14 protein-coding genes are annotated in these 12,404 nt (G+C 37.6%); 10 read left to right on the forward strand and 4 right to left on the reverse strand.

Annotated elements, in window-relative coordinates:
- Positions 1 to 113 precede the first annotated feature (113 nt).
- On the forward strand, positions 114 to 1,946 hold the full coding sequence (locus BN53_RS03245) for a type I restriction endonuclease subunit R, EcoR124 family (protein WP_420181672.1): 1,833 nt from the start codon (positions 114 to 116) through the stop codon (positions 1,944 to 1,946).
- Between the two features lie 64 nt (positions 1,947 to 2,010).
- Here the strand turns inward: BN53_RS03245 and BN53_RS03250 are convergent, their stop codons facing one another.
- From BN53_RS03250 to BN53_RS03260, 3 genes are read right to left on the reverse strand one after another with little or no spacing between them, the layout of a single operon-like run.
- Positions 2,011 to 2,598 carry a hypothetical protein gene (locus BN53_RS03250; RefSeq protein WP_009559489.1) on the reverse strand — a complete coding sequence of 196 codons (588 nt, stop codon included), beginning with the start codon at positions 2,596 to 2,598 and terminating at the stop codon, positions 2,011 to 2,013.
- 2 nt (positions 2,599 to 2,600) lie between these two features.
- Positions 2,601 to 3,014, reverse strand: a complete 414-nt coding sequence (locus tag BN53_RS03255) for a hypothetical protein (protein WP_009559490.1) — start codon at positions 3,012 to 3,014, stop codon at positions 2,601 to 2,603.
- A gap of 13 nt (positions 3,015 to 3,027) precedes the next feature.
- Entirely contained in the window at positions 3,028 to 3,687 is a 660-nt protein-coding gene (locus BN53_RS03260) for a DUF4417 domain-containing protein (RefSeq protein WP_009559491.1), read from the reverse strand.
- A gap of 251 nt (positions 3,688 to 3,938) precedes the next feature.
- Here BN53_RS03260 and BN53_RS03265 point away from each other — a divergent pair, with 251 nt between their 5' ends.
- From BN53_RS03265 to BN53_RS03295, 8 genes are all read left to right on the forward strand, one after another.
- Entirely contained in the window at positions 3,939 to 4,481 is a 543-nt protein-coding gene (locus BN53_RS03265; protein ID WP_009559492.1) for a DUF4256 domain-containing protein, read from the forward strand.
- A gap of 70 nt (positions 4,482 to 4,551) precedes the next feature.
- Positions 4,552 to 5,559, forward strand: coding sequence for a YeiH family protein (locus tag BN53_RS03270; RefSeq protein WP_009559493.1), 1,008 nt, complete (start codon positions 4,552 to 4,554; stop codon positions 5,557 to 5,559).
- A gap of 133 nt (positions 5,560 to 5,692) precedes the next feature.
- Complete coding sequence (locus tag BN53_RS03275) at positions 5,693 to 7,897, forward strand: glycoside hydrolase family 31 protein (RefSeq protein WP_009559494.1); 2,205 nt, start codon at positions 5,693 to 5,695, stop codon at positions 7,895 to 7,897.
- A gap of 6 nt (positions 7,898 to 7,903) precedes the next feature.
- Complete coding sequence (locus BN53_RS03280) at positions 7,904 to 8,470, forward strand: hypothetical protein (RefSeq protein ID WP_081495920.1); 567 nt, start codon at positions 7,904 to 7,906, stop codon at positions 8,468 to 8,470.
- A gap of 154 nt (positions 8,471 to 8,624) precedes the next feature.
- On the forward strand, positions 8,625 to 9,038 hold the full coding sequence (locus BN53_RS03285) for an FMN-binding protein (protein WP_009559496.1): 414 nt from the start codon (positions 8,625 to 8,627) through the stop codon (positions 9,036 to 9,038).
- A complete protein-coding gene (locus tag BN53_RS09585) occupies positions 9,023 to 9,166 on the forward strand; it encodes a hypothetical protein (protein WP_155817247.1) in 144 nt (47 codons plus the stop codon). Before BN53_RS03285 ends, BN53_RS09585 begins: the two co-directional genes overlap by 16 nt.
- 137 nt (positions 9,167 to 9,303) lie before the next feature.
- Positions 9,304 to 10,254, forward strand: coding sequence for a glycosylasparaginase (locus BN53_RS03290; RefSeq protein WP_009559498.1), 951 nt, complete (start codon positions 9,304 to 9,306; stop codon positions 10,252 to 10,254).
- A gap of 9 nt (positions 10,255 to 10,263) precedes the next feature.
- Positions 10,264 to 10,908 (forward strand): copper homeostasis protein CutC, encoded by a 645-nt coding sequence (locus BN53_RS03295; RefSeq protein WP_009559499.1) that lies wholly within the window; start codon positions 10,264 to 10,266, stop codon positions 10,906 to 10,908.
- Positions 10,909 to 10,970: 62 nt separating this feature from the next.
- Here BN53_RS03295 and BN53_RS09400 read toward each other — a convergent pair whose 3' ends face one another.
- On the reverse strand, positions 10,971 to 11,336 hold the full coding sequence (locus tag BN53_RS09400; RefSeq protein ID WP_162129752.1) for an oxidoreductase: 366 nt from the start codon (positions 11,334 to 11,336) through the stop codon (positions 10,971 to 10,973).
- Between BN53_RS09400 and BN53_RS03300 the strand changes: the two genes are divergently transcribed.
- Positions 11,314 to 12,384, forward strand: coding sequence for a BMP family lipoprotein (locus tag BN53_RS03300; RefSeq protein WP_009559500.1), 1,071 nt, complete (start codon positions 11,314 to 11,316; stop codon positions 12,382 to 12,384). The genes BN53_RS09400 and BN53_RS03300 overlap by 23 nt on opposite strands.
- Positions 12,385 to 12,404 lie beyond the last annotated feature (20 nt).

Here is a 12,404-nt window from a genome sequence, read left to right on the forward strand (position 1 = left end):
TAAGTAGGTATAATTGTATCAGTTTATTAATGATTTACGTTGCACCACTTCGTAAACAGATGTCCCACCAGCAATATTCGTATTATCTAGCACTAACAAATCTGCTAGTCCTAATGTTGTATCATCACGTTGCACTTGAATGTCATCGAGCAGTAACTCCAGATCAAAAAAATGAACTAGATACATTCTTTGCCAAAAAGCCACGCTGGTATGGTTTTACTGGAACGCCAATATTTGACGAAAACGCTCGGCAAGAAAAGGGGCAGAATGCTCGTACTACTGAGCAACAATATGGTCCATGTTTGCATAAATATACGATAAAAGATGCAATTAGAGATCAAGCTGTTTTAGGCTTTAAGACCGAAGAAAGAGGAGCTGTAACTGAAAACAGTGATAATGAAGACTCACGTGATCTTGCTAAGCAGTATCTTTCGAAGACTCACATGCATGCAGTCGCTAAGAGTATTATTGAAAGCAGCTACCGTTTTCTAGGTCTTTACAACATGGGGCACAGAGGCTATAGCTATGAAGCAATTTTTACCACTTCTTCAATTAAGCAAGCACAAGAATACTATAAGATTTTCCAAAAAATAATTAATGACCAAGACGAGTATAAGATTCCTCGCAGAATTAAGGAGCAACTGCCAGATTTTCCAAAAATAGCAATCACATATTCAGTAGCTGAAAATACTGATGAAGCTGAAGCAAATCAAAATGAGATGAAGGCTTCGATCGATAATTACAATAAAATGTTTAATACTAACTTTTCAATGTCTAATCTAGCTGCCTACAACACAGATGTAAATAATCGTCTATCTCGGAAAATGCCACAATTTAAGGCCAGAAATCAGCAGCTTGATTTGGTAATTGTCGTTGATCGTTTATTAACCGGCTTTGATGCACCAGCCTTATCGACCTTATATATCGATCGTGCGCCAATGCCAGCTCAGAACTTATTGCAGGCTTTTTCAAGAACCAATCGAATCTTTGATCAAGATAAGAAATATGGCCAAATTGTTACTTTTCAATACCCTAATAAGTTTAAAGAAGCTATTAATACGATATTGGCTCTCTACACTGATGGAGGTGGAAATGAAATTTTAGCTCCTAGTTGGGAAGAATCAATTAGTCGCTTTAATATTGCAGAAAAAGAGGTCGTTAAATACGATGTAACAAGTAGTTACAATATCACTCAAGCTCCTGATGATGAGCAGAAGAGTTTTATTAAGGCATATCAAGACTTCGATAAAAATTATGCAGCCATTCAGACTTATGATAAGTTCAACAACTTAGATATGGAAAAAGAATATGGACTTGATGATGCTTATGTCGAAGAAATGCGCGCTGCATATGAAGTCTGCAAAGAAAATCAGAAAAAACCGATCGATCCAGAACCGGATCCAGAACCAGACCTATTTGATCCAGATTATGTACTAGAGTCTTGGGATCAGCAAACTATAAACTATGAATACATCATGCAGCTCATTCAAGCGTATATTCCATCAGAAGATCGGTCAGTTGCTATCAGCAAGTCGGCAATTGAAGAAATTGACCGTTATATCGAACGTTTGAGCAAAAAGAATCCATCTTTGGCACAAATAATGGCAGAATTGTGGCTGAATATTCAGATGGATCCAGAAAAGTATCGTGATCGCCAGGTGAATGAATTATTGCAAGAAATGGTCGAAGAAGCTGAAGATAAGCAACTTAGACAATTTGCGGATGAATATTGTCTTGACTTGATTAATCTTAAGTTTGTAATTCATAATTACGATCCTGAGTTGAAGGATTCAGAAGTTCCCGGACTAAATGAATTACTGCAAGATCCTCATGCTTTTGAAGAATATGTCAATAAAGGTGGAAGCGAAAAGACGCGTCTGAAATGGCGTAAAGCTGTTAGAAAAGGTATCAAAGAGTTATACCTAAGCGGAATAATTAATATGTAATTTGAAAGTATACGAAAAAGGATTGTCGTGTGTGACAATCCTTTTATTGTTTAATAGAGTTGAGTTAGATTTCAATAATTTCTCGCCCAACATGGACTTGATAGCGGGGATGAGATAGACCGCATTCTTCGTAGTCAGTATCTTCCCAATCGGAAATAACATCATCTACGCTACGTATATCTTTTAGAACATCCCTTTTAAAGATCATTTTTTCAATTGGCATATATAGACCAAGCAAGCTGATTAGCCAATCAGTACTTTCCAATTTAAAAATAATCGCTTGATCAATTAAATGGTGCTCGTTAGTGCCATTGGAATAATTAATAGATATCATATCCCTGATCAAAATAATATTTTCAACTGACTCATTGATTTTTTTAGTACGTAATGCATCTTTGGGGACAGACGGTTCAAAATCACTTATATCTTTTAACTGATTAATTTTAAAGCCTACGAGTTCTTCGGTGTCGCTAAGAAATGGGACTAATCTATAGTCATTGTTGATTTCGACGGTGTGATGCGCACTCTCTAATAAAATATTTCCATAGCTAATATCATGATTCTGCCAATCTTCAGCTGTAATACTTAGTAAAGTATCCTTCTTTAAATTAGCTAAAGTATAGATTTCACTTTTAGTCAAATATGTTTGCATCTTTAATCCTTTCTAACAAAATGTATTTTCTTCATTTTGATTTTGGAATTGTTATGATACACGTAAATTTCTATTGCAGGACTGTTTTTTGTTGAAGTGATAATTCTGTATGTTGAAATCGATCCATCTGGGAAAATAACTTTTTTACCCTTTTTATTTGGTAAGTATAATTCTTCTCCACCTTTAGAAAGTTTCAACCAAAAATCTTGTGCGGTCTTGAATTGATCATTTGCTTCAATTACTCTTACGCCAGAACTTTTTCCAGCCTTGCCAAATTCCCCGCCAGGCGATAAAGGATAATCCTTAGTCAGCTGGCGAATATTTTCTTGAATTGAAGCAAGATTTAATTCTTGTTGAGGATGAGCAATTTTATCACCAATAGTATTTGAAAATAAATCAGAAGGCTTTTTACTCATTTATTGCTACCAATCACCTTTCAAGATCTGTTTCATATCTCTGATAAGGTATACCTTCATTAGTGAGTATTCCAAAAACATCCTTTGGAGCAGGTCCATAAATTGCAACTGCATGAGGACGTTTGTTTTCTATTAAGAATTCTAACCCTTCTCGGATTCTCTGATGATCTGTATAACTACGACAGTTTCCATGTGTACCAATACAAACAATAGCATCTTTTGGGATACCATCTGTGCAAAAATCAAAAGTTTCTTTTGTTCCAGATCGATAGTTAGCAATAACTGGTATAGAGTTATTAATCAGAAAATGACCTACTGCACGCATTCGATATGTATTATACATTTTGTAAATAATTGGGAAATCCTGGTAAGTACTAAAATCAGGTTGGATTACTGATTCAAACTTACAAAGAAGTGGTAACCACTGATATGGATTCTTCCAGATACCATTCTTATTTGAATCAAATTTGTAATCATCCTTATAGAAGCAGACTGCTGCTTTGTAATCAGGATTTTTCTTTTTGATTTCATTACGTGCTTCCTCAAATGTAATGATTTTAGTAGGTAAGTTGGTTACGATATTTTCACAAAGAGGAATATCGTAATTACCTTCAAATTTTGCATTTTCAAGCATGAATGAATTGAAAATGTCTTGTCTAGCTAAATTATTCATTATTAGCCATCCTTTCTTAAAAATATTTACAAATATATTAAGATCGACAAATATAATTCTGAGCATGCTATACTTAATTTTGTCTTATTGGTGAAGTATGCTAAGCATGCTCGCCTTTTTTTATCTATCTAAATATATTTTGCAACAGATATTATACCAGATGTTGTGTAGATGTAAAAGCTTAATACCAATATGTTGTATTTTAGATAAGATGAATAACTGAAATTTTATCCCTACTCGAGGTGACCAACATGGAACTAACTTTACCAACATCCAAAGACTTAATGTCAATCCTAGAAGCCAGATTTGCAAAAAATCCTACTCGCCATGAAAATCTAACCTGGCAAGAAATCAGCGACAAGCTTGAAAATAGTCCCGAATTATTGAAGAAAATTGCCTACCTAGAAGCGACCCAAGGTGAACCAGATGGAGCTGTAATTAATGATCAAGTTGTTTACGTTGACTTCAGCAAAGAAACGCCTAAGGGTAGAAAGAGTTTATGCTACGATCAAGCAGCTAGACTTGGTCGCAAGAAGTTTCCACCTGTTTCAAGCGTGATTGAAGAATGTGAGAAGTGGGGCGTGGAACTGTTAACTGAAGCAGAATATCGACAAATTCAAGCTTTGGAAAATTTGGACTTGAAGACATCATCTTGGATCAAGACGCCGGCGGAAATTCGAGACTTAGGCGGGGCCCTATTTTGCGATAATCGCTATGACCATATCTTCGTTTACCACAATGGTGCTGACTCTTATTATTCTAGTCGTGCTTTTCGAGCAAAAATTATTTTATAATTTCAGAAATATTCAATTTGTGCACGCGATTTGATAAAATTTAAAATATCTAACTTTTTGGGGGTTAACAATGAATTTTATTAAACGAAATAGTGCAGGAATTTTGCTTTGTTTAGTAATTGCGATTCCTGCCTGGTTCTTAGGCCAGCTGGTGCCAGTAGTCGGTGGACCGGTTTTTGCAATTTTGATCGGAATGGTAGTTACCCTATTTTTGCCTAATAAGGAAACGGTCAACCCGGGCGTAACTTTTACTTCTAAGAAGATTTTGCAAACTGCGGTTGTCTTATTAGGATTCGGCATGAATTTGACGGAAATTTTGGCTAAGGGTAAGGAATCCTTGCCAATTATTATCGCTACAATTTCAACTTCCTTGATCATTGCCTACATTATGTACAAGCTCTTAAAACTTGAAAAAAATAGTGCAATCTTAGTTGGGGTTGGCTCATCAATCTGCGGGGGAAGTGCGATTGCAGCAACTGCTCCAGTAATTGATGCATCAGATGAAGAAGTAGCACAGTCAATTTCTGTTATTTTCTTGTTTAACGTGATTGCTGCTTTGATTTTCCCAGCTTTAGGTGCAGCAATTGGTCTTGGTAACCACGGCTTTGGAATTTTTGCTGGTACTGCCATCAACGATACTTCTTCAGTAACAGCCGCTGCTACTGCTTGGGATGGAATTCACGGCAGCAATACTTTGGCCTTAGCTGCAATTATCAAGATGACTAGAACTTTAGCAATTATTCCTATTACCTTGGTTTTAGCCTTCTTACAACAGAGAAATGAAAAGAGCAGCAAGGGTTCAGCCTTCAGCTTGAAGAAATCTTTCCCATACTTCGTTCTCTTCTTCGTGCTTGCTTCTGTAGTAACCACAATTTTCCAACTTCCTGTTAGCGTAACAGCACCACTTAAGGATTTGAGTAAATTCTTTATCGTGATGGCCATGGCAGCAATTGGTTTGAACACTAATATTGTGAAGTTGGTCAAGACTGGTGTTAAGCCAATTCTTACTGGTTTTTGTTGCTGGGTTGGAATTTCAATTGTCAGCTTAGCAATGCAACATTTATTAGGAATCTGGTAAAAATTTAAACGAAAACAAAAATCGACAACTTTTAAGTAGGTTGCTGATTTTTTTTACTGCTTTTTGCAGGCTAGTAAATTATAATTTTATCAGTAATATAGATCAAAAAATTGATGATAAATTTGAGGTACTTATGGAACAAAAGATTGTTGACGGCGGGCACCGTTTTACAGTTATTACTGAATCACTAATCAGAATAGAAGAAGACCAAACAGGAAATTTTGAAAACCGGGCAACGACGGCGGTTTTATCAAGAGAGTTTGCTAAGCCAGATTTTCAATTGATCGAGAATCACAATGGCCACCAGCTCGAAATTATCACTAAAACCATTCATTTATACTACGATGGCGGTGATTTTTCTTCTGAAAGCCTATATGCTGATATCTTGCTTCAAGGCTCAAGCCAAGTAAGTCGCTGGTATTTTGGCCAAAAAAATGACGCTAGGGCCAATTTGAAAGGAACAGCTAGAACTCTTGATGAAGCTGATGGCGAAATTCCATTAGGCGAAGGAATCATGTCGCGCAACGGCTTTTATTATTTAGACGACAGCAAGTCATTTATTTACGATGATGAGACTGATGAATTTTCTCCTCGGCCCAATTCGGTAGTTGATGGCTATTTGTTTGCTTATGGACAAAACTATCAAAGCCAGTTGACTGATTTTTATCAATTAACGGGCAAGACGCCTTTGATTCCGCGCTTTGCACTAGGGAATTGGTGGAGTCGTTATCACGCATATTCTGCTCAAGAATATCAAGACTTGATGACTAAATTTGAAGCTGAACAAATTCCAATCAATGTGTCAGTAATTGACATGGATTGGCACCGGGTGGAGGATGTTCCTGTTAAGTATGGGTCAGCTTGGACAGGATTTTCTTGGAATAGGAGCTTGTTCTCAGACCCTGAAGCCTTTATCGCCTGGCTGCATGTCCATGGCAAAAAGGTTTCCCTTAACTTGCACCCAGCTGATGGAATCCGCGCTTATGAAGATCAGTACCAGGATGTGGCTAAGACAATGGGCTTAGATACTAGTTCTGAGGAGCCGGCTAATTTTGATTTGGAAAATTCTAAGTTCCGCCAGGCATATTTTAAAGACGTGCTTCACCCAATGGAAAAAGAAGGCGTTGATTTCTGGTGGCTTGATTGGCAACAAGGAACAGCCAAAAACGACCAACATTTGGATCCTTTGTGGCTATTAAATCATTACCAATATCAAGATTCGCAAAAACGTCACTCAGGTCAAGCCTTGATCTTGAGTCGCTATGGCGGAATTGGCTCTCACCGTTATCCAATCGGTTTTTCTGGCGATACGATTATTTCATGGAAATCACTTGCCTTTCAACCATACTTCACCATTACGGCAGCTAATGTTGGCTACACTTGGTGGAGTCATGATATTGGTGGCCATATGCTGGGGAGCTTTGATGGAGAACTAGCAACGCGCTGGCTGCAGTTTGGCGTATTTAGTCCAATCAATCGTCTGCATTCATCCAACAACATGTTTTCAGGCAAGGAACCATGGAATTATCGATTAGATTATGAAAAGTCGCAAAAGAGCTTCTTGCGCTTGCGGACTAAACTGGTACCGTACTTAGATAGTAGCAATTACTTAACTCATGAAAAGGGTATTCCGCTAGTTAAACCACTTTATTATCAATATCCAGATAAAGAAGAGGCCTATCAATTCAAGAATGAGTACTTCTTTGGCAAGGAAATGTTAGTTTCGCCAATTACTAGACCACATGATGAAACAACCCAGATGGCTTATTCTGAGACTTGGCTACCAGAAGGCGAGTGGGTCGACTACTTTACGCATCTAGTTTACCCTGGAAATACAGTTATCAAGACTTACAGATCAGTTGATCAAATGCCTGTCTTTGTTCGCAAAGGTAGCGTTATTCTTACTAATCCTAATTATCTTGAAAGTTTAGATCATTTGCCTGCAAAATTACAAGCTGAGATTTTTGCTGGAGCAGATGGAAAGTATCAATTGTTTGAACATGAAAATGACCATCTTGCTCAAACTACTTTTACTTGGGATGAGACTGAGCAAGATTTTACTTATAAGATTAATGATCCAGATCAGATCTTACCTAAGAGTCGAAAAATTGAGTTGATTAAGCAAGCTTCTTCCTTACAAGATGTCTTTGCTGAAATGAAGAAGCGTCTGCAAATGGCTAAGATTGACTTTGAATTGAAGCAAAAATTGTATCAAAGCTTTGTGTCAGCGGATTATAAATATGGCGCATACATTAATTTGCTTAATACTTTAGACAATCTTGATTTGCGTGATAGCCTAAGTGAAGTTGCTTATATTAGAACAGCATACGAGGGATAGAAAAGATTGAAAAAATATTTTTATTTTGGTTTAGTCTTTATGGGGATGCTTATTTTGTCTGGATGTCAAAAGCAGACTGAAGAAATAAGTCAACCTAGCCAGCATGTTGCTACAAAGTATGTAACACAAAAGGCTAAAAGCACTAATCAAAAAAATTATCGCAAGTTTCCAGGTTTTAAATTGGCCATTGTTCCTGAAGAGTTTCGGGGAACTTGGTATCAAGTTGCACCAGGTGAGAAACATTTGCAAAAGTTGGTGATTGATAAACATAGCGTTAATGGTATGACAACTTATCGAAAAGTTGATCCGAATTTGGTTTTGAATCACAATTCAGCTAAGCAAAATAGAATTTATGAAAATGCGGGTTTTATTTTGACAGTTGGATCTGATTGGATCAAGGTTCGAGGCTTTTTGGATTCGGTCAACTTGGTTTATAAGCTGGGAACTTTTAAGGGTCAAACTTGCTTATATATGAGTTATGGCACCGATACTAAGACGGTCAATGGAATAGCTTTTAAAGATTCTAAGATAGCTTTGAAATATCGAAAAGTTGATTTTTCAAGTTTGAAATAAGTAAAACACTAGCAGTTGAACTGATTGCTAGTGTTTTTTAGTATGCAGATAATGCATACTGATATGAATAATTGGTAATTTTGCGGATGGAACTTTCATTCTATTATAAGAGCATCAAAAGGAAATGTTTTTTGAGAAAGATGTAGGATTTACGATGAAAAAATATATTCCAGATTCATATTCAGCGCACGCTGAAGGGATGAGTACAGTTAAAGCAAATATTACAGTTGATCAAGATAAGATAACCGACCTCCAATTAGAAATGCCAGGCGAAAGTAAAGATTTTGGTCAAGCAGCAATGAAAGAATTGCGTGGACAAATTCTAGATGCTCAGTCGACTGAAATTGATGGCGTATCCGGGGCCACTTTGACAACTAATGCTGTTAAGGCAGCAGTTGATGAAGCTCTAGAAAAGGCCATGGGAAAAGCGCATGAATTGAATTTGCAATTAACTGATGGAAAAACTCATAACGGAATCGATGAAGAATTTGTAGAATTTTTGATGTCTCGGTCTGGTGAAACTTTTGATAAAATGACGGAACAAGTTCTTCAATGGGACCACAAATAAGAGCGATGCTCAGTTTGCCAAGTTTTGATCGGAAAAATTTACAATATTATCTTCAACCAGGTGGTGGCCACGACGCACCAACCATGAGTAAAATAGTTCAACACTACGCTAAGCAGCTTTTTAGATAATTCAATATTTGACTAACGAAATAATCATCGATTAAAAGTAGGATTGATGATTATTTTTTACTATGAGACCGATTGCGAAAGTGGTAAATGCAGAATAGTATGTATTATAAGAAACGAAATTTTTAAGGAGTGATTGTATGACTTGGGGAACTATTGCAACTTGGCGGATGGCTGCAAAAGGCGTCGATAAGGCTAGCCAGTTGCTTGAAAATAATGGTACTGCAGGGGATGCAGTTGAAGAATTGATCAAGGAAGTCGAAGCATATCCTTTTTATAAGTCTGTTGGCTATGGCGGTTTGCCAAATGAAGAGGGCGTAGTTCAGATGGACGCTGCTTTTATGGATGGCGATACCTTAGCGCAAGGCAGCGTTGCCGCAATCGAAAATACGCTTCATGCTGTTTCTGTTGCTAGAGCATTGAGTCATGAACATTATAACAGCTTCAGAGTTGGTGAAGGTGCAACAAAATATGCTAGCCTACATGGCTTTGAAATGACCAATATGTTGACAGACCGTGCAAAGGCAAGATGGAAAAAGCGACTAAAGGAGATCGAGCAGGAACACCTGAATCCTTATAATGGCCATGATACAGTCGGAGCAGTTACTTTAGCCCAATCAGGATCAATGGCGGCAGCAACCTCGACTTCAGGTTTGTTTATGAAGAAACAAGGTCGAATTGGTGATTCACCATTATCAGGATCAGGTTTTTACGTTGATAGTGAAATAGGTGGCGCTACTGCAACCGGTCTTGGCGAAGATATCATGAAGGGATGTCTTTCTTATGAAATAGTGCGCCGAATGGGTGAAGGAGAGACACCACAAGAAGCTTGTGATCATGCGGTATATCCTTTTATTCAGAAACTTCAAAAACGCTATGGCAAGGCTGGAGAATTTTCATTAATTGCGATGAATAAGAATGGCGAATGGGGAGTTGCTACTAATGTTGAATTTACCTTCTGTGTGGCAACTGATCGTCAGCCACAACAAATTCTCATGGCAAATCCTGGACCAGATGGTACAACGGTTATTGTGCCTGTTTCACAAGAATGGCTAGATGCTTATGAGAAGCGAATTCATGAAAGTGAATGAGGACAATAAATGATAAAAGAAGTTTGTGTTAAAAATTTTACTGACATCCCTAGAATGATTGACGCTGGCGCTAATCGAATCGAACTAAACAATGACCTAGCAGCTGGCGGAACTACTCCATCTTTTGGTGTAATTAAGCAAAGTGTCAAATATGCTCATAACCATAATGTGCCAGTAGTAGTTATGATTCGCCCGCGCGGTGGAAATTTTGTCTACTCTGATGAAGAGTTTGAAATTATGGAAAATGATTTGCAATCAGCTGGGATGCAGAATGTAGATGGCGTGGCTTTTGGTTGTTTGACAGCTGATAATAAGCTTGATAAGCCTAAAATGGTCAGACTTTGTCAGCTTGCAAGAGAGTTGAAATTAGACATCGTTTTGCATATGGCATTTGATGAAATGACCCATGATGATAAGATAGAGTCACTAGATTGGTTAAAATCTCAAGGTGTAAAGCGAATCTTGACTCATGGTGGAGCGCTTAACACCAACATCTTGGATAATGCAGATAATCTTAGAGAGTTGATCGCTCATGCAAAAGGCAAAATCGATATCTTGCCAGGAGGCGGAATTACGGCTGAAAATTATCAAGAAGTAATTGCAGCACTTGGCGTAGATCAGGTTCATGGAACCAAGATCGTGTCGATGAAATAGTATATTATAATTAGCGAAAAAGCCCAGATTTTGAAATCTGAGCTTTTTATATTTATTAACTACTATTTGCTAGAAGCACCGGAAGTTGCTTCAACTTCTTGGGCTACTTTACCAAGCAATTCAGGATTTTGTTTTGCAATAATACTTCTGATTTTATCTAAAACGGCAAGAATAAATCTGGATCTGTTTTCTAGACTTCCCCCCCATTTATCAGTCCGCTTGTTGAAATAGTGAGAGAAGAATGCATAGAGGCAATAGAAATTGACCGAAAGTTCAATCCCATCAAAATAGGAGCTTTGCCTATAGAGATGGGATTTTTTTGTTCTGCACAAAATATTGTGTTGATTTTTAAATAATTCTGGTATAACATACAATAATACAATATGTTGTATCAAGGAGGGCAAAATGAAACTATCAAAATTACTCACAGCAACTGCTATCACATTAATCGCTTCAATCTCATTAACTGCATGTAAAAATCATAACGCGTCAAAAGGCAAGACTACTGATGCCAGCATTGCATTGGTAACTAACAATACGGGGGTTGACGATCACTCATTCAATCAATCAGCTTGGCAAGGATTGCAAAAATATGCCAAAAATCATGATTTGCGCAAGGGACCTGGTGGAATTAACTACTTTGAATCAAGTTCTGCTAGCGACCACATTCCAAATATTGAACAAGCGATCAAGGCTAAGTACAAGACAATTGTTGGGGTCGGTTTTGAATTAACTGATGCCATCAAGTCAGAAGCTAAGAAGAATCCTAAGACTAATTTCTTAATGATCGACAATGTGATTCCTTTGAAGAATGTTGTTTCCGCAACCTTTAAGAGTCAAGATTCATCATATGAAGCAGGGATTGCAGCAGCTTACACTACTAAGACCAACAAGGTAGGCTTTATTGGTGGTGTTCACGGAGTAATTATCGATATGTTTGATGCTGGTTTTACTCAAGGTGTTAAAGATGGTGCTAAGGCTTTGGGCAAGAAGATAACCATCTATAACAACTATGTTGGCAATTTCTCCAGTGTTGATAAAGGGATGATGATCGCCAAAACCATGTACGCTCATGGTGCAGATGTAATTTTCCACGCTGCCGCCACTGCTGGTGAAGGAGTTTTCCAAGAAGCTAAGGATATCAATCAAAAGCGGACAGCTGAAGATAAGGTTTGGGTAATTGGGGTTGACTCTGATCAAAGCAACCTTGGAAATTACAAAGATAAAAACGGAAAGAAGTCAAACTTTACTTTGTCTTCTGTTATGAAGGGTGTTAACACAGTCGTAACTGATGTTGCGGAAAAAACTTACAAGGGCAAGTTCCCAGGTGGCGAGCACTTAGTCTACGGCTTGAAAGACAACGGAACTTACGTGCCAAAAGGCAATATGAGCGATAAAGCTTATGCTGCTGTTCAAAAGGCCAAGAAAGATATTTTAGCCAAAAAGATTGTGGTTCCTACACATCCTAAGAAATAGCACAAAAGCCAAGAATTACA

This window comes from Lactobacillus pasteurii DSM 23907 = CRBIP 24.76, assembly GCF_000297025.1.
GTDB classification, from domain to species: Bacteria; Bacillota; Bacilli; order Lactobacillales; family Lactobacillaceae; genus Lactobacillus; species Lactobacillus pasteurii.